The sequence below is a fragment of the Actinopolymorpha sp. B9G3 genome, assembly GCF_040120725.1.
Classification (GTDB): domain Bacteria; phylum Actinomycetota; class Actinomycetes; order Propionibacteriales; family Actinopolymorphaceae; genus Thermasporomyces.
This window is the reverse complement of the sequence record NZ_JBEEAB010000003.1, coordinates 545,124-567,474: the sequence shown is the minus strand read 5'-3', so window position 1 is coordinate 567,474 and position 22,351 is coordinate 545,124. Positions and strand designations below refer to the sequence as shown.

The 22,351-nt window shown below is 68.4% G+C and carries 21 protein-coding genes and 1 riboswitch; of the genes, 12 read left to right on the top strand and 9 right to left on the bottom strand.

Translation table 11 applies throughout. The features are described 5' to 3' along the window. Positions 1–220 precede the first annotated feature (220 nt). The 3 genes from ABNF93_RS08780 to ABNF93_RS08770 all read right to left on the bottom strand — a co-directional run bounded on the left by ABNF93_RS08780 (position 221) and on the right by ABNF93_RS08770 (position 2,740). The gene (locus tag ABNF93_RS08780) at positions 221–1,297 is read right to left on the bottom strand and encodes an LLM class flavin-dependent oxidoreductase (protein WP_349327301.1); all 1,077 of its coding nucleotides are present in this window, start codon (positions 1,295–1,297) and stop codon (positions 221–223) included. A 532-nt stretch (positions 1,298–1,829) separates the two neighbouring features. Then, positions 1,830–2,102 carry a protein kinase family protein gene (locus ABNF93_RS08775; protein ID WP_349327300.1) on the bottom strand — a complete coding sequence of 91 codons (273 nt, stop codon included), beginning with the start codon at positions 2,100–2,102 and terminating at the stop codon, positions 1,830–1,832. An 11-nt stretch (positions 2,103–2,113) separates the two neighbouring features. After that, positions 2,114–2,740 carry a phosphotransferase gene (locus ABNF93_RS08770; protein WP_349327299.1) on the bottom strand — a complete coding sequence of 209 codons (627 nt, stop codon included), beginning with the start codon at positions 2,738–2,740 and terminating at the stop codon, positions 2,114–2,116. 410 nt (positions 2,741–3,150) lie between these two features. Here ABNF93_RS08770 and ABNF93_RS08765 point away from each other — a divergent pair, with 410 nt between their 5' ends. The 4 genes from ABNF93_RS08765 (at position 3,151) to ABNF93_RS08750 (ending at position 7,249) form a co-directional block, all read left to right on the top strand. Continuing rightward, on the top strand, positions 3,151–3,570 hold the full coding sequence (locus ABNF93_RS08765; protein ID WP_349327298.1) for a hypothetical protein: 420 nt from the start codon (positions 3,151–3,153) through the stop codon (positions 3,568–3,570). A gap of 639 nt (positions 3,571–4,209) precedes the next feature. Continuing rightward, positions 4,210–4,947, top strand: a complete 738-nt coding sequence (locus ABNF93_RS08760) for a phosphotransferase family protein (RefSeq protein WP_349327297.1) — start codon at positions 4,210–4,212, stop codon at positions 4,945–4,947. 117 nt (positions 4,948–5,064) lie between these two features. Then, on the top strand, positions 5,065–5,970 hold the full coding sequence (locus ABNF93_RS08755) for an aminoglycoside phosphotransferase family protein (RefSeq protein WP_349327296.1): 906 nt from the start codon (positions 5,065–5,067) through the stop codon (positions 5,968–5,970). A 4-nt stretch (positions 5,971–5,974) separates the two neighbouring features. Continuing rightward, positions 5,975–6,058, top strand: a riboswitch (ZMP/ZTP riboswitch). A 36-nt stretch (positions 6,059–6,094) separates the two neighbouring features. Beyond that, positions 6,095–7,249 carry a phosphoribosylaminoimidazolecarboxamide formyltransferase gene (locus tag ABNF93_RS08750; RefSeq protein WP_349327295.1) on the top strand — a complete coding sequence of 385 codons (1,155 nt, stop codon included), beginning with the start codon at positions 6,095–6,097 and terminating at the stop codon, positions 7,247–7,249. 56 nt (positions 7,250–7,305) lie between these two features. Here the strand turns inward: ABNF93_RS08750 and ABNF93_RS08745 are convergent, their stop codons facing one another. Beyond that, positions 7,306–8,316 carry a DUF4037 domain-containing protein gene (locus tag ABNF93_RS08745; RefSeq protein ID WP_349327294.1) on the bottom strand — a complete coding sequence of 337 codons (1,011 nt, stop codon included), beginning with the start codon at positions 8,314–8,316 and terminating at the stop codon, positions 7,306–7,308. Positions 8,317–8,630: 314 nt separating this feature from the next. On the opposite strand from ABNF93_RS08745, the gene ABNF93_RS08740 reads away from it, so the two are divergent. The 4 genes from ABNF93_RS08740 (at position 8,631) to ABNF93_RS08725 (ending at position 11,398) form a co-directional block, all read left to right on the top strand. Further along, positions 8,631–9,068 (top strand): YybH family protein, encoded by a 438-nt coding sequence (locus ABNF93_RS08740; protein WP_349327293.1) that lies wholly within the window; start codon positions 8,631–8,633, stop codon positions 9,066–9,068. Between the two features lie 101 nt (positions 9,069–9,169). Continuing rightward, entirely contained in the window at positions 9,170–9,709 is a 540-nt protein-coding gene (locus ABNF93_RS08735; RefSeq protein ID WP_349327292.1) for a DoxX family protein, read from the top strand. Positions 9,710–9,746: 37 nt separating this feature from the next. Beyond that, positions 9,747–10,163: a hypothetical protein gene (locus ABNF93_RS08730; RefSeq protein ID WP_349327291.1), complete on the top strand. Its 417-nt coding sequence runs from the start codon at positions 9,747–9,749 to the stop codon at positions 10,161–10,163. 65 nt (positions 10,164–10,228) lie between these two features. Next, on the top strand, positions 10,229–11,398 hold the full coding sequence (locus ABNF93_RS08725) for an epoxide hydrolase family protein (protein ID WP_349327290.1): 1,170 nt from the start codon (positions 10,229–10,231) through the stop codon (positions 11,396–11,398). A gap of 15 nt (positions 11,399–11,413) precedes the next feature. Here ABNF93_RS08725 and ABNF93_RS08720 read toward each other — a convergent pair whose 3' ends face one another. Then, on the bottom strand, positions 11,414–12,460 hold the full coding sequence (locus ABNF93_RS08720; protein WP_349327288.1) for an aldo/keto reductase: 1,047 nt from the start codon (positions 12,458–12,460) through the stop codon (positions 11,414–11,416). 118 nt (positions 12,461–12,578) lie between these two features. Here ABNF93_RS08720 and ABNF93_RS08715 point away from each other — a divergent pair, with 118 nt between their 5' ends. Continuing rightward, the gene (locus ABNF93_RS08715) at positions 12,579–13,193 is read left to right on the top strand and encodes a TetR-like C-terminal domain-containing protein (RefSeq protein WP_349327286.1); all 615 of its coding nucleotides are present in this window, start codon (positions 12,579–12,581) and stop codon (positions 13,191–13,193) included. Between the two features lie 24 nt (positions 13,194–13,217). Here the strand turns inward: ABNF93_RS08715 and ABNF93_RS08710 are convergent, their stop codons facing one another. After that, positions 13,218–13,694, bottom strand: a complete 477-nt coding sequence (locus ABNF93_RS08710) for a P-loop nucleotide/nucleoside kinase family protein (protein ID WP_349327285.1) — start codon at positions 13,692–13,694, stop codon at positions 13,218–13,220. 72 nt (positions 13,695–13,766) lie between these two features. Between ABNF93_RS08710 and ABNF93_RS08705 the strand changes: the two genes are divergently transcribed. Together ABNF93_RS08705 and ABNF93_RS08700 are read left to right on the top strand one after the other, a co-directional pair. After that, complete coding sequence (locus tag ABNF93_RS08705; protein WP_349327283.1) at positions 13,767–14,663, top strand: ketopantoate reductase family protein; 897 nt, start codon at positions 13,767–13,769, stop codon at positions 14,661–14,663. A 273-nt stretch (positions 14,664–14,936) separates the two neighbouring features. Further along, positions 14,937–15,779 carry an ANTAR domain-containing protein gene (locus tag ABNF93_RS08700; RefSeq protein WP_349327282.1) on the top strand — a complete coding sequence of 281 codons (843 nt, stop codon included), beginning with the start codon at positions 14,937–14,939 and terminating at the stop codon, positions 15,777–15,779. 144 nt (positions 15,780–15,923) lie between these two features. Here the strand turns inward: ABNF93_RS08700 and ABNF93_RS08695 are convergent, their stop codons facing one another. Both ABNF93_RS08695 and ABNF93_RS08690 read right to left on the bottom strand, forming a co-directional pair. Then, positions 15,924–17,078 (bottom strand): M20 family metallopeptidase, encoded by a 1,155-nt coding sequence (locus ABNF93_RS08695; protein ID WP_349327281.1) that lies wholly within the window; start codon positions 17,076–17,078, stop codon positions 15,924–15,926. A gap of 5 nt (positions 17,079–17,083) precedes the next feature. Continuing rightward, the gene (locus ABNF93_RS08690; RefSeq protein WP_349327280.1) at positions 17,084–19,021 is read right to left on the bottom strand and encodes a CocE/NonD family hydrolase; all 1,938 of its coding nucleotides are present in this window, start codon (positions 19,019–19,021) and stop codon (positions 17,084–17,086) included. Between the two features lie 611 nt (positions 19,022–19,632). On the opposite strand from ABNF93_RS08690, the gene ABNF93_RS08685 reads away from it, so the two are divergent. Beyond that, entirely contained in the window at positions 19,633–21,162 is a 1,530-nt protein-coding gene (locus ABNF93_RS08685) for a restriction endonuclease (protein ID WP_349327279.1), read from the top strand. Between the two features lie 16 nt (positions 21,163–21,178). On the opposite strand, the gene ABNF93_RS08680 is transcribed toward ABNF93_RS08685, so the two are convergent. After that, positions 21,179–22,333 (bottom strand): FUSC family protein, encoded by a 1,155-nt coding sequence (locus tag ABNF93_RS08680; RefSeq protein ID WP_349327278.1) that lies wholly within the window; start codon positions 22,331–22,333, stop codon positions 21,179–21,181. Between the last annotated feature and the right edge of the window lie 18 nt (positions 22,334–22,351).

The window sequence follows — 22,351 nt, the reverse complement described above, 5'->3', positions numbered from 1 at the left end:
GCGTGCGCAGACGAACTGCTTGTCGCCGCTGCCGAAAGTGTCATGTATACCCCTTGGTTGTGTCCATGTGGCTGTGTCGATCCACGGCGGCCAGGCTGCACGTGACGAACAGCACAGGTATCCGGGCGGGGCAGTCGGCGCGGTGCCAGTCAGGCCATTCCAGCTCGCCTGCGGCCGCCGCTGGCGGCGCATGGCGTGGCACCCCTCCTGCCTGCCGCCGTCAGGCGACTGCACGGTCGTTCAATCGGCTCAGCAACAGATCGCCGATTCTGACGACCTCCTGCTTGTAGGGAGTGTCCGAGAGGATGAAGTGGGTGAGGCCCAGCTCCTGGTACTTGCGCAGTGCGTCTGCGACGTCGGTGGGTGAGCCGACCAGCCAGGTGGTACCAGCTCCACCGCCTCCGAACTTGCCTGGCGCCGTGTAGAGGCAGGAGTCGAGCACCTCGCCCCGCGCGGCGAGGGCGATGAGGCGTTGCTGGCCAATCGCCTGGCGCCGCAGGCTGTCGGTACGGGACACGCGCTGTTCGTCGGACATCTTGGCGACCTTCGCCTCAGCATCGCGCCACGCTTCCTCAGTGGTGTCACGCACCAACGTGGTGATCCGTAGCCCGTACTCGAGGGGGGCGTGCGTACGCCCGAGCGACTGGCTCAGCGCCCTGAGCCGGTCGATCCGCTCGGCAATTCCGGCGAGCGGTTCGCCCCAGAAGAGCTGGACGTCCGCCTCAGCGGCCGACACCCGCTCGGCCGCGGCGGAGGCGCCGCCGAAATAGAGGCGCGGATGTTTGCGTTGCCCGATGCCAAACGGGCGCGGGGCAACTGTGGACCCGTCAACGGTGAAGTAGTCGCCCTTGAACGTGACGTTCTCCTCGGTCCACAGGAGCCGGACGAGCTGAAGAAACTCCTTGGTCCGTGCGTAGCGGTGGCTCTGGTCGCCCTCGGTGTCGCCGTAGGCGGCGAGGTTGTCGCGGCCGCTGACGATGTTGACAAGGAGGCGTCCGCCGCTGAGCAGGTCGAGCGTGGCCGCAGCGCTGGCGAAATGTGCAGGCTGCCAGTAGCCGGGCCGGATCGCCACGAGCGGCTTGAACGTTCTGGTGCGGGCGGCCAGGGAGGTGGCGACGGTGAAGGTGTCGGGGCGGCCCCAGCCGGTGCCGATCAGAGCGCCTCCCCAGCCGTGCTCCTCGGCTGCGCGAGCAAGCTTGGTGGAGAAGTCAAGGGTTCCCCACCCGTCCTTTGTGTCGTCGCCCCAGTGCCCCGGTTCGACAGTGTTCGGGATGTACCACAGGAACTCGAGGCTCATTTCGTCCCTTCGCCGGGGTCGCGACTGCAAGCTATCCTACTTACTCGATCGGGATGGTAGATAATAGGCATCTGCGGGCCATCAGATCCAGCGTCGCTACGTGGCGGAATATGCAGAGGATGGCGCGAGGGAGCTGTACACCTCGGCACCGCCGACACTGACGCCGTTGCGATCTAGTCGCCATGTGGCCCGGACGACCAACGCCTGCTAACCGGGTCTTCTCCCGCTTCTATGACGTGGCAGCCGTTGTCGAGCGAGCGCTGCCCCTCTGGCATCCTGACCATCGGCGGGGCCGCCAGAACGCTGTGTACCGGCTGCGTGCGGCTGTGAACCGCCCATCCTCCGCAGCCACGTCCCACCAGCCCGCCATCGGCGTGCCGGGTTGTCAGGTGTCAGCGTTGCTCTGCTTACCGACGTGCCCGCCGCCCGCAAGCGCGTGACACCGGTTGTGACACCAACCGGTGTCGTGCAAGTCACGCTCAGTACGGCAAGTCACGGCTCTGCACGCGGATGCCCAGGTAGAGCGCATGATCTACCCGTCCATGCCGTCTCGCCGCGCTGCTGCGTCGGTGAGTATCTCTTGAAAGAGCGCTTGGCATTCGGTGACGAAGGCGGGCCAGGTGCGCCCGTAGTACAAGATGATGGCGATCGCCCAGGCACGAGCGCGGGTCCAGGTCAGATCGTCGAGGTTCAGGGTGTTCCAGTAGGCCTGTCGTGCCTCCGGCGGCAGGCCCCAGACGGTGGCGTGCTCGGCGTCGGGATGACCGACCGTGAGGCTTCCAAAGTCAATGACAGCATGCAGCATGCCGTCCCGCGCTAACAGTTTGCTGGGTCTGAGGTCACCGTGGAGCCACACGTATGTCCGCATGGCTCGGGAAGGGCCAGAGCGGCTCGCCACAACTGCTCCAACGTCTCAACGTCCAGCTGGGATCCCAGAGTGGTTCGGCACTCGTCAAAGCAGCTGCTAACCCACTCGAGTTCCGGCAAGTAGCCACCGCGGTACCAGCTGAGGTCGCCAGTGCGAGTTGATCCCATCAGGTCGATGCTGTGCAACTCCCGAACGAACCCTGCCAGGTCCGCGCCCAACCTTGCCCAGTCTCGCACGCTGCCTGCGCCGACTAGCTCACCGTCTATCCAGCGGTAGACCGACCAGACGAGCGGGAACGTGCTGGTAGGGGTTCCGGCGTAGACCGGCTCAGGGACCGAGTAAGCAAGCAGGGGTGCCAGGCGAGGGAGCCACTCCTGCTCCTTCTGCACCGAGCGGGCGGTGTCGACGGTTCGTGGAAGCCGCACGACCAGCTCATCGCCGAGCCGGTACATGACGTTCTCCTTGCCCGCGCCCGCTGCGGACAATGGCAGATCAGCCCACTCAGGGCGTTGTTCCCTCAGGAGCGTCCGGACAACAGTGTCGTCGACCGCGACCTCGTTTTCGTGAAGCACCACCACGGAGAGTCTCCCCTTCGTAGAGCACGGGCAGCCAACGGTTTTCGGTCAGGCAGTCATGATGAGCCGCTGCTATCGCTCAATGCTGACGGGTTGACGGAGTGGGGCGGAGTCCAGGGGGCAGCGGCCCCGGAGAAGACCTCGACCTGAGACGGCTCAGCCAGTCATGCGTACCGTCTGCGACCGCGCCGGCCCGTCCGAGGAACGCGCCCCAGCTCCCCAAGTCAACCTTCGAATGCTTCGAGGCGGGCCTAGGATGCGTGCGTGGCGACCAAGTGGCTGATCGGGACGGCACTGGTTTTCGTTCTGATCGGTGGCTGCCAGCTACCACGGATCTGGAAGGTGCACGGGACATGTCCTGGCGGAACGGGCGGCACGCACAAGACAGCATCCAGGCTGTGGGAGAGGCGGTGGCCGACGAGTTCGGTGAGTCTGCGAAGGAGGCACCCGGTGGCCCGCTTTCGCGAGGCTACGTCGGCACCGCGCTCGACGACGCGTCAAGGAGTCTTGTGATTGTCGTCGATCCAGCGATGGTCGATATGGAGCGGCTCGCCCGCAGGCTGACTGCGGCGTCCGGGCCCAGCGGTGTGGCCGTTCGAGTCGAGGCCACGAAGGTCAGCGTCGCCGACTTGCTCGCCGCGGAGGAGGTATTGCGTGCACGAGATTGGCATCCGGATGCCTCAACGGTTGGTATGGCTTTCGGCCTTGACCCCGCGGCATGTCGGTACGAGGTCACTCTCAGTAAGACTCACGAGGACGTTGCTCTTGCCCTCAAGGACCGGCTAGGCGAGCTTGTCGACATCCGCTGGGGAACGCCGCAACGGCGGTGAGGGTAGGGCGCCGTGGACACCGGGGGCGACCTCGACGCAGTGGCCATTGGAAGCGGAATTCTTGGACTTGCGTGAGCGAGAACGGCTGGCCGCAGGGCGGCATCAGGATGCGACGCCGTCCGCGAACTGCCAGCCGCGTACCAGAGGGATAGCGGCGTCGCGTACGCCGGCCTGTCGGCGGCCCTGGCTGCCCAAGACCATCCTGAGGCCGCCGCCTCACCGGGCCCTTAGCGATGGCGCGGGCACGAAATAGGCTGCCCGTCACGTGGCGGGGAGGGTGGACGATGCGGCAGAAGATCGACACGGAGCCGATCCGTGAGCCCTGAGGAGGGTACGGGGCACGAGTGGGGATCGAGGCTCTGGCGCGACGCTGCCGAGAACTGGGCTCATCTGCAGCTCGACCGGCTTGGTTTCCGTCCAGCCGGCGCGATGTCCGACCTGTCAGACCAGCGCTGGTCGTGGGTTTGGCGCATTCCGACGAACCGGGGGGACGTGCTGCTCAAGCAAACGACGAGTGCCAGGAACGTCGAAGGATCCGTTCACACATTCTGTGCCGACGCGGCGCCCGAATACGTGGACCGGCCGCTCGCTTACGATCCTGCGACAGCGCGCATCCTGTTCACTGACGGTGGGCCCACGATGGGAGAGGCGAGTCAGTCGCCAGAAGGTCCTAGTCCCGAAGCCGTCGCCTCGATGGTTACCGACTACGCCCACCTGCAGCACGCCACTATCGGCCGTCAACGCCAAGCCGAGGCAGCCGGCCTACCGGCTTGGGATCCGGCCGGTGCAGCCCATGAGGCCGAGCAACTCGCCGGCATCCTGCATGCGCTGCCCAGATCGGACCCACGACGCATCACCGCCCTGCAAAAGGATCTGCTGCTCACGAAGCTCGACGCGCTCACTGAGTCCGGGACTGTCCTCGTCAACTCGCCCATCCCGTCCTGCGTCGACCACGGCGATCTCTGGCCAGGCAACGTCCTGGCCGCCCGTACCCCCGGCGGCCACCACCGCTTCATCGACTTTGGCGACGCTGCTTGGACCCATCCGTTCCTATCCCTCATGGCGCCCCTCTTCGAATGTCACCGTCGATGGTCACTGCCAGGCCCTTTCAGCGACAGTCTCAACCATCCGTCGCTGCAGATGATCATCGACTCATATCTTCAGGCGTGGACTGATTACGCCAGCCGCCAGGAACTAAGAGACATCCTCGGCCACGCCCTCCGGCTCACGCCCCTCAGACGAAGCTGGGCACTCGCCACCAACGTCAAGCACGCCACCAGCGCCGACGCCGACGACCTCGGACCCACCCCCTGGTCATGGCTAACGGCAGCCACGCCCTCTTGCACCAAGGAGCCACGACCGATGGGAGACCGATGACGATCATCTTTCTCGGTACGCCGCCCACGTGAAGCCCATGGGACTACCGAGCCGAGTTCGGGGCGATCGGAAATCGGCTTGCGGTGATCCGATGGGGCGTCGTACGGTCGGCCCTCGATGAACGAGACGCCCGAGGTCCTGCCATTGCCGGACAGGAAACCGGTCGACGCCGCAGTGGCGTCCAGGTTGATCGCCGCGCAGTTCCCGCAGTGGGCCGACCTCGAGGTCCGGCCGGTCGATGCGCAGGGTTGGGACAACTGCACCTTCCGCCTCGGTGACGAGATGCTGGTGCGGCTGCCGACTGCCGAGGAGTACGCGCTGGCGGTGGAGAAGGAACACCGGTGGCTGCCGGTTCTCGCCCCCGCGTTGCCGTTGGAGATCCCGGTTCCGCTGGCCAGAGGCGTACCCGATAAGGGCTTTCCGCACGACTGGTCGGTCTATCGGTGGCTCGGTGGCGAACCCGCGGACCGTGCCGTCGTCGAGGACATGACGGCGTTCGCCATCGACCTAGCGGAGTTCCTGGTGTCCCTGCAGCGGATCGACCCGACAGGCGGACCGGGCCCGGGGCTGCACAACTGGTTCCGTGGCGGACCACTGACGACCTATGACGGGTGGGCCCGGGCCTCTCTGGAGACCTTGGACGGCCTGATCCGGACCGAGACCGCCGAGGAGATCTGGGAACGGGCGTTGCGAGCCTCGTGGGACAACCGGCCGGTCTGGTTCCACGGTGACATCGCCTCGGGAAACCTTCTGGTGAAGGACCGTGCGCTCGCGGCCGTCATAGACTTCGGCACCTGCGGGGTCGGAGACCCGGCCTGCGACCTGGCGATCGCCTGGACGATGCTGACCGGCAAGAGCCGGGCCGCGTTCCGCGATCGGCTGGAGGTGGACGAGGCGACCTGGCAGCGTGGACAAGGCTGGGCGCTCTGGAAGGCCCTGGTCGTCTGCGCCTGGGCGGTTCGCGACGGCGACGGCCTGCCGGCGGACGCGTCGTTCGTTCTCGAGGAGATCCTCGCCGGGTAGGATTCGGCCTGGCCGCAACTGGCGAAGGTGGACAACCACCAGGGAGCGGCCGTTTCCCGCGTGAGCGTCGACCGCCTGGGCGCCTCCGTCAGTGATGTCCGGCTGACACCCAGGAGGCTACGACGTGGATCTGCGTTACGGAATCAACCCGCAGCAGGCGGCCAACGCCGCGCCAGTGCGCCCCGGCCAGTGGCCGGTCCGGGTGCTGCAGGGCAACCCGTCGTTCATCAACATGCTGGACGCGCTGAACAGCTGGCAACTGGTGCTGGACGCCAGCCGAGCCCTGCACCGACCAGCGGCTGCTTCCTTCAAGCACGTCTCGCCGGCCGGCGCGGCCGTGGCCGGACCCGTCGATGACGTCACCGCCGAGCTCTACGCCATCGACCGCGAGCAGGTCGGCGCGCTCACCAGCGCGTACCTGCGTGCCCGCGACGCCGACCCGAAATCCTCCTACGGTGATTTCGCCGCCGTCTCACACCCGGTCGACACCGAACTCGCCACGCTGCTGACCAACGTGGTCTGCGACGGCATCGTCGCTCCCGGCTATGCCCCCGGCACCGTCGCGACGCTCAGCAAGAAAAAGAATGGCCGCTTCCTGGTCATGGAAGCAGACGAAACCTACAGACCCCCTGCGTGCGAGGCACGGGACGTGTTCGGCCTGCGGCTGTTCCAGCAACGCGACGAGGTGACGCTCTCCACGACGCTGCTGGACAACGTCGTGTGCGGTGCGCTGCCCGCGACGGCATCGGCGGATCTCCTGCTGGGCTTGGCGGTCCTGCGCTACACGCAGTCCAACTCGGTGTGTTACCTGCGTGGTGGGGCGACTCTGGGGATCGGTGCCGGCCAGCAGTCCCGCGTGGACTGCACCCGCCTGGCCGGCGCGAAGACCGACACCTGGTGGCTTCGACGCCACCCGGCGGTCCGCGCGCTCGCGTTCCAGCCGTACATCAGGCGTCAGGACCGGATCAACTGGCAGATCCGCTTCGTCGAGGGCGACCTCACACCGGACGAGAGTACGCGAATGGCGAGCGCACTCTCCAAGCCCGCACCCGCGCTGACAGACGCCCAACACAGGCAGTGGCTGACTGGCTTGAGTGGGGTCGCGCTCGTCTCGGACGGCGCCTTGCCGTTCCGCGACAACGTCGACCATGCACACCGGCACGGCGTCGGCTACATCGCCGAGCCAGGCGGATCGATCCGTTCCAACGAAGTGGAGGACGCCTGCCGCGAGCATCAGATCGCTCTCGCCCGTACCGGCCTCCGGTTGTTCCACCACTGAGGACGCCGAGGTCCCCGCGGAGAGCAAACTGCTTGCGCAAGCCTCGTGCCGCGAACCTACTCAAACAGGCGGAGCAGCAGGCTGCGGCTACCGGGAGCCAGCAGAAGGTCCCTGAACTGGTCGACGCCGCCGGCGGGCCATCGTTCGGCGATGCGCTTCACGGCAGGGTCCTGGATCTGGGCGCCGAGCGCGCCGGGAAAGTCGCCCCAGATCACCTTGAAAGGACGGTCCCACAGGTGGTGCACCTCGGTGGGCACGGGTGGGGTGATGTTCAGTGCGTTGTGCATCGCTGCGACCTGTTCGTAGGCAGCCATCAGCGCGTTCTCGCGTTCCGGCCACGTCTCTGCCTGAAGCGCCTGCCACAGAATCGGCGACAGCTCGGCGGCGCAGGCCAGCCGGGAGAAAGCCGTCCCGAACCACTTCGAATAGGGCGCGTACTGCCGTTCCATCAGGAAGCACAGCCGCATCAGATCGAGCACCAGCCGGGATCCGATGAGCGCCGATCCGAGCTCGTCTCCCACGGAACCGGCCCTGCCGACCAGGTTGGCTTCGGGGTGAATACGCCACCAACCCGCCACCAGCAGGTAGAACCACACGTCCCGCGGATAGTAGGCGAAGCGGTCGCGGACGTTTTGCAGGCCGACCTCATCGTGATAGACCGCTCCGGCGGTGACCATACGGAGGCCCTGCTCAGAGAAGGTCAGCCAGTCGCGCGCACCGATCTCGCCGTCGATATCGACGTCCAGGCGTTCGCGAAAGTAGCCGCGCAGCGTGTGGATCCCGTAGTCGGTCGGATGGCCCTGGAACCGAGGCGGTACTCCTTGACGCAGGATTTCGTCGATGGCCTCACTGTGGCGGGCGTGGTCTTCTTCCCGCAGAAAGACCAGGACGCGCGGCTCCCAGTTGTGGTCCCCCGACATCTCGTCGTCGAAGCCCAGGACCTCCGAGCCGCGGCCGAGGAGCGCCGCGCTGTGGGGAAGACCGGGGAACTCCGCGTCCAGGATCGGCCGGACGGCTTCCTGGTAGAACCGCCGGCTCAGTTCCAGGCCGGGAACGAACGCAGACACGAGAGTGCACTCCTCAAGACGTGTGCCGCCGGGCGTTGCGGCACGGGCGTTGCGGCACGGGCGTTGCGGCACGGGCGGCATGCCACGTGCCCACACCGTGGATACCACGGAGCGTCAGCCGACAGGGCAGGGGTCACCGCAGGTCCGCCTTTCCTCCGATCAGGAGGTGACCGGGGACTCGAGACGGCAACCATGATCGTTCCTCGATGCGATCGAGCTCGGTTTTCGGGCCGCCGCGATGATTTCTCGTCCCGGCGCGGGTTGTAGTAGCGACCGAACCCCAACACAGCATCGGCTGGGAAGGATCGACGACCATGCCTACCAACGAGGAACAGATCCGCACGCTGATCGAAAGCTGGGCGGACGCGGTCCACACCGGTGACCTGGGTGGCGTCCTGGTCGACCACACCGACGACATCGTGATGTTCGACGTGCCGCCACCGTACGCAGGCGTATGTGGCATCGATGCCTACCGCGAGACCTGGCCGGGATTCTTCGAATGGCAGCGTCAAGGCGCCTCGTTCGAGATCGAGTCCCTGCACATCACCGCGGGCGAGGACATCGCATTCGCGTACGCCCTGCTGCGGTGTGGGACACCGCAGGAGTTCGCCGACAATCCCGAGAACCGGCTGCGGCTGACCCTGGGCCTGTGCAAGGAGAACGGCCGATGGGTTGTCACACACGAACATCACTCGTTCCCCCACACGGACCCCGGTGCCGGCGATGAGCCCGCTGAGGCGGCGCGTGGGTGAGGGGCGCTCCGGGATAAGGGTTTGCCTTCTCCGTGCCCATCATGGATAGTGGCAGTATCCATATGCGGATAGCACCACTATCCATCACGAACGGAAAGATCATGGTCTTACTCGTCCTGGCGGTCGCCCTCCTGGGCTTCCGCCTCCTCGGCACGTTCGGAGTCCGCCGATTCGCCACCTGGCCGGCCAGCGCCGCACCCGCGATGGCCGTCATGCTCGTCGTCACCGCGAGTGCGCATTTCGTCCCGGCGGGCGTCACTGTGATGCCCAACCACGCCGATCTCGTACGCATGGTGCCGCCGCTGGTCCCGTTCCCCGACGCGATGGTGTACCTGACCGGCGTACTCGAACTGCTCGGCGCTCTCGGCCTGGTGCTGACCGCGACCCGCTGGGCGGCCGGACTCAGCCTCGCCGCCCTCTTCGTCCTCCTGCTTCCCGCGAACATCTACGCCGCCGTCGCCAGCGTGCCGTTCAACGGAGAGGAGCCCACGCCGTTGTGGCTGCGGATTCCCGAGCAGATCCTCTACATCGCCCTCGTCGTCTGGGTCGCCCGGTCGGCGGACAGCACAGCGATCCGGCGCTTGCTGCGCCGGCACCTGCGCCGCTCCGAGTCCGCACCGCCAGCCGTCGCATCCCGCTGACCGTCATCCCATCCTGATTTCGCAGAAGGAGTACGCCGTGGAAACCGTGGCTCTCAGTGCCGAGTCCCGGCTGGTCGCCGGGGCCGTTCTCCTCACCATCGTCACCATCCAGGTCGGCGGCTGGTTCATGACCCGGATCGCCCGCGGCCAGGTGCCGATGACCGACTTCCAGAAGTCGTTCGCTCGCGCCGGGCACGGCCATGCGGGCGTCCTCGTGATCCTGAGCCTGGTCGGCCTGCTCTACGCGGATGCCACCGGCCTCACCGGGCTGGCGTTGTGGACCGCCCGGCTGGGTATTCCCGTCGCCGCGGTCCTCATGTCCGCCGGGTTCTTCGCCGCCTCCGCCGGGAGGAATGCCACCGGGCCCAACCGGTTGATCTGGATACTGTGGATCGGTGCGCTCTCCCTCGCCGCGGGCGTGGTCAGCCTCGGCATCGGCCTGCTGACCGCCTGACCCAGGCGACCCACGCGACCCACGCGACTCACGCAGCCAGCGTCGACCGCTGAGAAAAGGACACTGTGACGGAGATTCGAGAGTTCCGCATCGAGGTTCCGCAGGCGGCACTCGACGATCTGCATGCCCGCCTCGACCATGCACGGTGGCCCACGCAGCCACCGGGCGTCGGGTGGGACCGCGGCGTTCCCGGCGACTACCTGAAACCACTGGCGGACCACTGGCGGCATTCCTACGACTGGCGCACCTGGGAGGCGAAGCTCAACGAGTTCCCACAGTTCACCACCCGGATCGACGGGCAGCTGGTGCACTTCCTGCACGTACGCTCCCCCGAGCCAGACGCCCTTCCGCTCATCGTCACGCACGGATGGCCGGGGTCCGTCGTCGAGCTGATGAAGGTCATCCGCCCGCTCGCCGATCCCCGCGCCCACGGCGGTGACCCGGCGGATGCGTTCCACGTCGTGGCGCCGTCCGTGCCCGGATTCGGGTTCTCCATCCCCCTTGCCGAACCGGGCTGGAACCACCGCCGGATCGCCCTCGCGTGGGTCGAGCTGATGAGTCGGCTCGGATACCCCCGATTCGGCGCTCAGGGCGGCGACACCGGTTCGGTCGTGTCACCCGAGCTGGGCAGGGTGGCACCCCACCGGGTGGTCGGCGTCCACATCAACGGCGGGTTGGCGTTTCCGGACCTGGGCTCGTTCGACGTCGACAACTTCACCGATGTCGAACGGGCGCGGATCGCCGCGGCCGAATGCATCAGACGCGACGGAACGGGATACGCCGACATCCAGTCCACGCGGCCGCTGACCGTGGCGTACGGACTGAGCGACTCACCGGTCGCCCAGCTCGCCTGGATCGTGGAGAAGTTCCGGGAGTGGACCGACCCGGCCAAGGATCTGCCCGAGTCTGCCGTCGAGTTGGACCAACTGCTCACCAACGTCACGTTGTACTGGCTGACGGGAACGGGCGCATCCTCGGCACACCTCTACTACGAGACGCGGGCGGAGAGGGAGATGGAGGGCCAGCAGGACGCGTCGGACAGAAGGGCACCGGTGCCGACGGGACTCGCCATCTTCCCGTCCGACCCCGCGATCCGGCGGATCGCCGAACGCGAGCACACCCTGGTGCACTGGTCAGAGTTCGACCGCGGGGGGCACTTCGCCGCCATGGAGGCGCCCGACCTGCTCATCGACGACGTACGAACCTTCTTCCGCCGCGTCCGGCGACAGACCTGACCCACCTGTCCGGGCCTAGGACGACGCGCCCGTCGCCGGAGGGCTGAGTCGGGCGAAGCCTTCCTGCCGCTGGTAGGGAAAGTACGGATAGGGCGCGGTCAGCGCGCTGGCCGCGTCGAGCCTCGCCAGCTGGTCCGAGGTGAGCGTCCAGCCGACGGCGCCGAGGTTCTGACGCAACTGGGCTTCGTTGCGGGCACCGACGATGACCGAGGCGACCGTCGGTCGCCGCAACAGCCAGTTGAGGGCGATCTGCGGAATCGCCTTGCCGGTCTCCTTGGCAAGCTCGTCGAGAACGTCCACCACACCGAAGAGGCGCTCGTCGTCGACGGGTGGACCGAAGTCCGCGGTCTCGTGCAGCCGACTGCCGGCCGGCAGCGGTTGGCCGCGACGGATCTTGCCGGTGAGCCTCCCCCAGCCGAGCGGGCTCCACACGAGGGCGCCGACACCCTGGTCGAGCCCGAGGGGCATGAGCTCCCACTCGTAGTCGCGGCCGACGAGCGAGTAGTAGACCTGATGCGCGACATAGCGGGGGTAGCCGTACTTCTCCGCGACGGACAGCGACTTCATCACCTGCCAGCCGGAGAAGTTGGAGACGCCGACGTAGCGGACCTTTCCGGTGCGTACGAGGTCGTCGAGGGTGGACAGCACCTCCTCGATCGGCGTACCGGCGTCGAACGCGTGCAACTGGAAGAGGTCGAGGTAGTCGGTGCCGAGGCGCCGCAGCGCGTCCTCACACGCCCTGATCAGGCGCGACCGCGACGAACCGGCCTGGTCGGGCCCGTCGCCCATCGGCAGGCTGGTCTTGGTGGAGAGGATCACCCGGTCCCGCCGGCCCGCGACAGCCTGGCCGAGGACCTCCTCGGACGCGCCGTTCGAATAGACGTCGGCCGTGTCGAACATCGTGACGCCGGCGTCCAGGCAGATGTCCACGAGACGGCGAGCCTCGTCGGCATCCGTCTGGCCCCAGGCCCCGAACAGCGGGCCCTGGCCGGCGAACGTGCCGGCGCCGAAGCTGAGCGCGGGGACCATGAGTCCGGAGCTGCCCAACCGTCTGAATTCCATGACCACGTTCCTTCCCGCGACACGACAGAACGCCAGCCGCTAACGGTCCAGTAGTTCCGTTAAGCTGGGTGTAGTCAACCTAGCACGCCTCCGTCGTTAACGAAACTGGAGACCCGTTATGGGCGCCGAGAATGCCGGCCCCGGCACCATCCGCCCTGGAGGACGGACGGCAAGAGTGCGGGCGGTCGTACTCCAGGCAGCGGGGGACGCCCTCGCCGAGAACGGACTGGCCCACCTGGACCTCGCCGACGTCGCGCATCGGGCGAACGTGGGCAAGACGACCGTCTACCGCCGCTGGGGAACCGCGGCCAGCCTCGTCGCCGATCTGCTCGTGGACATGGCCGAGCAGTCCTCGCCTCGCACCGAGACGGGCACGCTGATCGGCGACCTCAAAGCCAACGCGCGCCTCGTCCAGCGGACCCTGAGCGACCGCCGCCAGGGAGCGCTGTTCAAGGCGATCATCGCCGCGGCGACGTGTGACGACCGGACGGCCGGAGCCCTGCGGCGCTTCTACGACACGCGGGTCGCGGAATGGGCGCCGTGCGTCGACCAGGCCATCGACCGGGGGGAGGTACCGGCGCGCACCGACGCCCACGAGGTGATCCGGGCCGTGTCCGCTCCGCTCTACTACCGCCTGCTGACAGGCGGCGATCCCCTCGACACCACCGCCGCGGATCGCGCCGCCGAAGCCACCGCCGCGGCGGCCCGAGCCGGGGCGTACGTCCGTCGGTAGCCACGAGCGCTGGTGGCCACCCCGTCAGGTTTCGATCAGGACATGGTCCTCGTCCTCGCCCGGCGGTTCGACCTTGGCCTCGAGAACGTCGAAGGTGTGGCGCGACATCCGGATGCTGCCCCGCGGATCGTGGTTGCGTCGCTCGACGCGCGCCCACGCCACCTCCCGGTCGCGACAGCGCACATGGTGCAGCCGGGACGAGGCGCCACACCGCTCGGCGAGGCGACGGGCGGTGTCCCGCTTGCTCCGTGCCCAGAACCCCAGGTCGAGTACGACGTCGACGCCGAGCGACAGGCACCGACACCAGAGCGGTTCCATCACCGTCTCGACCCGGCGGATCAGCGGCGCCATGTCCGGGATCCGGCTCTCGTCCTCGTCGTAGAGCGTGGCGACCCACTCATCCGTACTGAACCGGACGCCCCCGAGGCGCTCGGCCAGGCTCTGGGCGTAGGTCGTCTTGCCGGCTCCGATGTAGCCGTAGATCAGATGCGCGGTGGCCATCGAAAAAGTGTAGGGAGGACGTGTCCGCACGCGCCCGGGATCACCCCCGCCACGTAGGCCAGGATGGTCGCCATGGCGAACGACACGGTGGCTGTCCTTGGTCCTGGCGGTGTCGGCGGACTGCTCGGCGGGTTGCTCGCCCGTGCCGGGCACCGGGTGGTGTTCCTTGCCCGGCCCGCGACGGCGGCGGCCCTGCGGGAGACCGGCCTCACCGTCACCAGTACGGCATTCGGCGACTTCACCGTTCCGGTCGAGGCCGACACCCAGCTCCGCGAACCTGTCGCCGCCTGCCTCATCACCGTCAAGGCCACCGCACTCGGCGATGCCCTCACCCGCCTGCCCGCCGACGCGTCCGGCGCGGGTCTGCTCGTGCCGTTCCTCAACGGCGTCGACCACATGTCGCTCCTGCGCGAGCGCTACCCGACGGCGTCGGCGGTCGCCGGCACCATCGTCGTGGAGTCGACCCGCGTCGCGCCGGGACGCATCGAGCACGCCAGCCCGTTCGCGCGGATCGAGCTGGCGAGCGTCACGGTGGAGCGGCAACGGCTCGACCAGCTTGCCGGTCTGTTCGCCGAGGTCGGCCTCGACGCGTCGGTGCGCGCTGACGAGACGGCGATCCTGTGGAACAAGGCGTCGTTCCTCGCCCCGATGGCGTTGCTGACCACCCACGCCCGCGCACCGATCGGGGTCGTACGCAACGACCGGCGGTCCACCATGCTGGCGGTCATCGACGAGATCAGCGAGGTCGCCCAAGCGTCGGGTGGCACCGTCGACGCGGAGACGGTCGTCGTGGGCCTGGACCGGATGCCGGAGACCCTGAAATCGTCGATGTTGCGCGACGCCGAAGCCGGCCGCGCGATCGAGCTGGACGCGATCGGCGGTGCCGTGCTGCGGGCCGCCGAGCGGCACGGCATCGACGTCTCCGTGACCGCGGGCCTGGTCGACGACCTTCGAGTGCCGCGTCCATGAGAGCGTCACCAGGAACGAGTGTCCTTCCAGGTCTTGAACACATGGATGACTATCCGTCGTCAAACCGGGTAGATCGAGTCGCGAGACACGACCTCAGCGACGAAAACGCCACCACGTCCACCAGCACCAGAGCGCCCGGACCTCGTGCCTTTGGCCGGTACGCATGAGCGGCAGTGATCACGCACGGCGTCGCCCGGCCCTCCGCGCGCCGGTCGCCTGCCCCTTCGCGTTGCCAGGTGCGACTGCGCTGGCGCAGGCGAAAGGGACGAGAGCATGACCGGAGAGCAACCCGTGGCCGAGGCGGCCATCGAGCTTGCCGACTCCGCCGGAATCGATGTGAGCTCACTCGACCCGCTCGGAGCCGTGATCCACCACTGCATGTCGCTGATGGACATCGCCGCCAGCGGTGTGATGCTCGCCGACCGGTACGGCCGACTCCAGACGGCGGCCACCAGTGCCACGTCCGATGCCCTGACCCGCCTCTTCGAGCTGGAGTCAGAAGGCGGACCCTGTACGGAGAGTTACCAGACTCAGGAGCCGGTCAGCGAGACCGATCTCGATGCGGCGCCTACCCGCTGGCCGCAGTACGCACTGTGCGCGCGGGAGGCCGGCGCCCGTGCGGTTCATGCGTTCCCGCTCAAGGTGGGCACGCTGACGGTCGGCGCGCTCGGGTTCGTCAGCGCCGAACCGAAGCCCCTCTCCGACGACGACCAACGGCTCGCCACGGCGCTGGCCGACCTGGCGACGATCGGCGTACTCCACCAGAGCTCCGCGGGACGGGCACACAAGGTCGCCGGCCAACTGCAGGGGGCCCTCGACAGCCGCGTCATCATCGAGCAGGCCAAGGGAATGCTGGCGCAGCGCAGCGGTCTGAGCGTCGACCAGGCGTTCAACGCGCTCCGGCACCACGCCCGCAGCAACCGGCTCCGACTGGCCGAACTCGCCCAACAGGTCGTCGACGGCACGGGCGATCCCACCGTCATCCTGGACTCCCTGTCGACGACCGCCGCACGGCCGACGCAGGTCACGAGGCCGATCCGTCCCACGGGCTCACCTCGTCCCAGCCGGCCAGACACACCGAGACGAGGGGGCTCCGGCCCACCAGCGGGACACTGACGCGGAAGATTCGGGGGACCATCGTGCGGCAAGCCGGCTGGAAGGCGATCGAATTCGTGCTGTTCGCGGCACTCGGCGTCGTCTGGGTGATGGTGATGCTCGTACGCTGAGCGCCGCTCCCACTGCTCCGATGCCGAGCGCCGCTCACACCTCGGCCAGCAGACCGGCGATAAGCGCGGCGCGGCGCGGCATGCTCTCGATCAGGACGTGCTCATGGTCGGCGTGCGCGCCGCCGCCCTCCGGGCCGAGGCCGTCGAGGGTGGGTACGCCCATGGCGGCGACGAGGTTGGCGTCACTGGCTCCACCGGTCGAGCCCTCCCCGAGGTCGCCGACTCCCATGCCGGCCGCGATCGCGCGGGCGTGGGCGAAGAGCTGTCGGCTGGCGGGAGTCGACTCCATCGGCGGGCGGGATGCCTCGACCCGCACCGTCAGTGTCGTACCGGTCACTGCCGGGATCAGCCCGGTGATCGCCTGTTCGACGCGGCTGGCCTCGGCCGCGGTGGCGACCCGGACGTCGATCTCGGCCTCTGCGTGAGCCGCGACGACGTTGGGACGGCTGCCGCCGCGGACCACGCCGACGTTGACGGTGGTGCCGCGCTCGCGATCGTTCAGCCGGTGGAGCGCCTGCACCTGGTGGGCTAGCTCGACGATCGCGCTCGCTCCCTTGTCGGGTTCGATCCCCGCGTGGGCGGCGCGACCGCCGATCGCCAACCGGTACGTCGCGATGCCCTTCCGCGCGGTCTTGAGCGCGCCACCTGGCAGGGGCGACTCCAGGACGAAGGCGGCAGCGGCACCGGTCGCGGCGGTTTCGATCAACTCCCGTGACGTCCGGCTGCTGACCTCTTCGTCGCAGCTGAGGAGAATCCGCACCTGACGCCGTGGGGCGCGTCCCTGTGCCTTGAGCTCGCGGAGCGCGTACAGCAGCAGCACCAGGCCACTCTTCATGTCGAAACTTCCCGGACCGGTCAGGATGCCGTCCTCGATCCGCAGCGGCATCCGGGACAGCGTGCCGCGTGCCCACACCGTGTCGTAGTGGCCGAGGACGACGACGGGTGCGGCGTCGGGCTCCGCGCCCGGCACCGTGAGCGAGAGGTGCGGCGCCCCGCCCGGCCCGAGCGGGTGACGGGTCAGCGTTCCGAACTCGCCGAACCGCTGCTCGAGCCGGCCGGCCATCTCCGCAAGACCCGCCGGATCGTCCGAACCGGACTCGATGCTGACCCACTCGGCGAGCAGGTCGACCAGCTCCTGGCGCCGCGCCTCCAGCCGCACGCGGATCTCCCCCGCGATCGATCCGCCCATGCCGATCAGTCTGCCAGGACGGGGAGTACGACGTGCGAGGGGTGAGCGGCGCTGTGGTGGACGGTGTTGTCCGCTACCTGGTGCCGGTGGTGACGTCCGATCGGTTCGCCGGTGTTGGGGTTGGGGTCGAACCGCGGGAAGTTGCTCGACGACACGTCGACCCGGATCCGGTGACCCTTGCCGAAGACCGCGCCGGTGCCGTACATCGGGATGCGCAACTGGTAGACCTCCCCGGGGACCATCGGCTCCGGTTGCGCGGGATCGTTGCGGTAACGGCACCGGAAGATCGAGTCGGAGATGTTCACGGCGTACCCGTGCGGGTAGTCCGCCGAAGGCGGAAAGACGTCGACGAGCTTGACCGTGAAGTCGGTGTCAGGCGCGGACGAGGAGACGTACAGCACCGCCGACAGCGGACCGATCACCGTCACGTCGGCGGCGAGCGGCTCGGTCTGGAACACCACCACGTCCCCGCGCGCGCCCAGTGGGAGGTAGGGCGGCCAGGCGCCGAGCACGTCCGGCCCGGTGCGCTGGTCCTGCCCGCCGACCTTGACGATGGACGCCCATCGTTCTTCGTACGGGATGCGGTCCGCGAGCGCGTCCGGCACCGGCACCTGGTCGGAGAGCGAGGAGATGTTCCCGCCGATCGTCGGCACCGGATCGGCCGGGTCGTAGCAGAACGTCGTGCTGTCCGCTGTGGCCGCGATGCCACCGGACGTCGGCTCCGGAGGTTCGGTGCCGAGAGACCCGTCGCCCCGCAGGTGGTACGTGACCTCGGCCACGCCCGCCGGCGGGAACTGTTTCTCGCCACGCCATTCGCCACCGCGGCGGAGCCGCCCCTCGCGCGACCGTGACCCGTCGCCCGCGCCCATGACGAACAGGCGGACGGGATCCTCCCGGTCCACGCCGTTGTCGAGGCCCTTCAGCCAGCGGTCGAACCACCGGAGGTGGAGGTGCGGGAAGTCGTCGGCGAGGTTGCCCGCGAGGGAGCCCGCTTCCCCGAACTCGACGTCACCGGCGAACGTCGTGTCCACCGTCGTCGAACCGTGCGTCCACGGGCCCATGACGAGGTGGACGGGACCGTTCTTGCGCTGCGAGAGCCCGGTGAAGTTCTCGATCGTCGCGCGGGTGTAGGAGTCGTACCATGCGCCGCAGAACAGGACCGGCACGTCGGCGAAGTCGTCCCAGTGCTTCATGACGTGGAAGCCGGGCTGCTCCCAGAACTCCTCATAGTCCCCGCGGGTGTAGAGATCCAGCGCCCAGCGCTCGATCGACGGCGAGTGGGCGAGCGGCGTCAGGCCTGGACGCAGCGGCAGTCGACGAAGCCACTCCGCCGCCGAGACCGCCGTCTGCGCGGCTGTCAACTCGGGGTTGCGCGCGTTCGCCGGCGTCGTCGCCGCCTCCATGAACGCCCAACTGAGAAAGCGCAACTCCATTGCGCCGTTGTGGCGTACGGAACTGGTGTAGGCGTTCGACCCGGACTGGTTGACCACCATCGCGGCGAGGTGGGGTGGGTTCAGCGCGGCGGCCGCCGTCTGGGTCCATCCCGAGTACGACGTGCCCATCGTGCCTACCGCGCCGGTCGACCAGGCTTGGACACCGAGCCACTCGATCGTGTCGTACCCGTCCTGGGGTTCCTGGACGAGGAAGTCGAACGTGCCCTCCGAGGCGTACCGTCCCCGGCAGTCCTGGATCGCCGTCACGTAGCCACGGCGGGCGAAGTACTCCCCGAGCTCGCGCATCGCGAGGCTCCGCTTGTTGTACGGCGTACGTACGAGGACAACCGGACAGGCCCCGGCTGCCCGGGAGTCGGGCGCGGCGGGATCCGCCGGAAAGAACAGGTCCGTGGCGAGCCCGGCGCCGTCGCGCATCGCCAACCGCACGTCACTCGCCAGCAGTACGCCGAACTCGCTCGGCGACTCCGGTTGCCCTCGCCAGTCAGCCACGTCGACTCCCTCGGGAGATGGGAGGGCTCCAGGTCGGAATGCGGAACCCCTTTCTCCGAACCTATGAGACGAAGGGCACCCTCATCGAGACCAGACCCGGGTGCCGCGGATGACCGCGTTCGGCACCGGCATGCACATCGGCCGGCGGATGCGCCCACGACGCGGCATTCCCCACAAGCCCTCGATGGGTGAACTTTTGCCTCCAGAGCCTGGTCGATAGTGGGACACAAACACCACTGCTCACATTCTGGAACCAACGGCGGAGCAAACTCGTCACAACCCTCGCAAGTGGGCGGCGTTCACCTCGCGATACGGACTCTTGGCCTACGTTGGAGCGGCATGTTACAAGAGACGAACACAGCGTGATCGGACGCCGAGGCAAACCCGGAGGGCGACCCGATGAGACGCCAGCGCCACCACAGTGGCCGGCACGTCGACACGGCGACCACGGACGACGCCCGCGGGCACTTACCAGCCCGCGCACCGTCCGCCCTTTCAGGTGCCGTACGCACGCGTTTCCCCGGCCGTACCCGGCCCACCGCTCGGCTGACGCGACCCACTGCCACGACCGAAGTGACAAGACCGTCTCTCCCTGACGAGGGGGCCGCGCGATGGTGAAACGTTGGCAGCGAACCCAGTCGAAACGCCGGCTCACGGCGCAGGAACGTCACCGCGAAGAACTCCACATCCAGCAGATGAGCGAAGACGCCGTCGTACGCTCGGAGAAGTCCGAGCAACGGGTGCAGCGCCTCAAGATCCTGCTGCACGCCTCGTTGTCCCGTCCGGTCGAACCCGTCGACTTCGAGCAGTTGAAGAAGTCCGTACCGACCGTCGATCTCGGCAGCGACGCCGATCCCCACCCCCTCCCGCACTGGGAGGAGTACGCACCCCGACCGGCGAACTTCCTCACCCGGCTGCTGACCCGCGCGTCCCGGCGGACGACCGAGGCGGAGGCGGAGGCGGCGTACGCCAGCGCACTGGAGCGTTACCGTGCCGACGAGGCGGAGCGGCAACGCCGGATCGAGGAGCTGCAGCGTTCCCACGCCGACACACACGCCACCGTGCTCGAGAAGACCCTTGCCCACAACGCGTCCATCGACGAGTTCCGCGACGCGGTGCTTGCCGGTGACCGTGTCCGGGTGAGCGAGTACTTCTCCCGGGTGTTCGCGACCATCGTGGACCGGTCCAGCTTTCCCCGCGACCGGCGGTTCGCCTACGTTCCCGAATCCAAACTCCTGCTGATCGAGTGGCAGCTTCCGAGCACCGACATCGTGCCGCGGGAGAAGGAGTTCCGCTTCAACAAGGCCACCGACTCGGTGGGTGTCTACAAGTGGCGTTCGGTCGGCGAACTCCGCGATGTCTACCACGACCTGCTGGCCCAGATGGCGCTCCGCGCGGCCAACACCGCATTCGGCGCGGACCCGGCGGGACTCGTGGAGACCGTCGTCTTCAACGGCATGGTGACCACGGAGGACGGCACGAGTGCGTGCCTCATCACCATGAGTACCTCGCGACGACGCTTCAGCCGACTCAATCTCGACAACCTCAGCGACCCGCTGGAGCTCGTCCGCAAGCAGTGCGGGGCAGACGTTTCCCCTTATCCGGAAGAGCTTGCCGGCGTGACGCCGATTCTCACCTACGACCTCGCCGATCCGTCCGTGACTCCGGCGGCGGCCACCCGCGCACCCAACCTCGCGACGGCACCGATCGAGGAGTTCTGGCGCCTCGTCGAACGGCTCCTGGAACGCATGGGCTACTCCGTCGTCGCGCTCGACGGAGCGGCCGGCAGCTACCTCGCGTCCTCCTCGGGCGCCGAAGCCTGCCGCAAGGTCGTGCATGTCCGCCGCGGAGAGGGCCGGTTGGAGACCTCGGAGGTCCGCGGGCTTGCCTCCGCCGTACGCCGCGAGCGGGCCGACGGCGGCATGCTCCTGACGACCGGCGGGCTCGACCCGCAGGCGTACGACTACGCACACCGGCGGCCGTTACGGCTCTACGACGGGCACAACGTCCTCGCCCTGTGCCAGCAGCACGGCCTACCCGTACGGATCGAGCCGGCCGTCTCCTCCGAGGCGGGACCTGCGGAAGGCTCAGGCGTACCCGAGCAGCGCCACGACCGCACTCCGTCCGGCGTCGACCGCTGACGCAGCCGGGGCGCCCTCATCCCACGTCGTCGATACCGGCGAGGATCTCGTCGACGTCGGCGCGGTCGAGCCCCGAGGCATGCAACAGGTCGTGGACGCAGGACCGTACCTGTGCGACCACGACCTTGCCGGAGAACCCGCACGCGTCGACCGCCGACGTCGCCAACTCGGCCGCGTCGACCAGGCCGCGCCTCGCCGCCCGCGGTTCGACTCCCCTGGCGAGTTCGTTGCGGAGCGTACGCACGGACTCGGCGAGCCGGCGTACCGCTGCCACCAGGTTGGGTGGGACCGGCTCGTCGTCCCGGATGACCACGATGACGCGCCGGGCGAGGACCCGGGTGTTGCGTACGGCATGGTCGAGGTCGGTCACGGCATCGACGTACGAGGTGAGATGACCGCGGGCACGCCAGCGCACGGGCGCGATGCGGGCGATCTCCCTCCCGGCGCTGAGCGCCTCGCGAAAGTCCCCGAACGAACCCTCGATGAGACGGGCACGAGCCAGGGCGGCGTTGGCGGCGGACCGGTCCTTCGCGTTGAGCGCCGATGCCAGGTCGTCAAGGGTGCTGGCCAGTTCCTCCAGCATCCGGCCAGCGGCGCGCCGTGCCACGACGACAGGGTTGACGGGCAGCAGGATCGCGTTGACCAGCAGGCCGATGGCACCTCCGACGAGGGCGTCCACGAAGCGGGTCGTGGCGGCCATCGCGGTGCTGGTCGCCGGCACGAGTGCGACGACGAGGATCGCCGACGCGGCGCCCTGGTTGACGAGCAGCGGACCACCTCCGGTGAGGACGGCGGCCGCCATCGCGAGCAGCACCACCAGCCCGATCTGCCAGGCGCCGCGACCGATCGCCCCGATGAGGAGTTCGGCGACGAGGACGCCGAGGGCCACGCCGACCACGAGCTCGAGGGACCGGCGCAGCCGCTGGCCGAGGGACACTCCCAGCGACAGCACGGCCGCGATCGGGGCGAAGAACGGTTGCGGATGACCGACGAAGCGGGTCGCGACGTACCACGCGAGACCGGCCGCCACGGCCGACTGGACGATCGGGAGCAGGGTGCGCCCGAGCCGTCGGACGCGGGTGCCGAGCGACTCACGGGAACGCTGCGCCACGTCGTCGAGGATCGCCTCGCCCCGGCGTACCAGCGCCGCCACCGGCCGTCGGCCCTTCATCACACCCTCGACTCACCC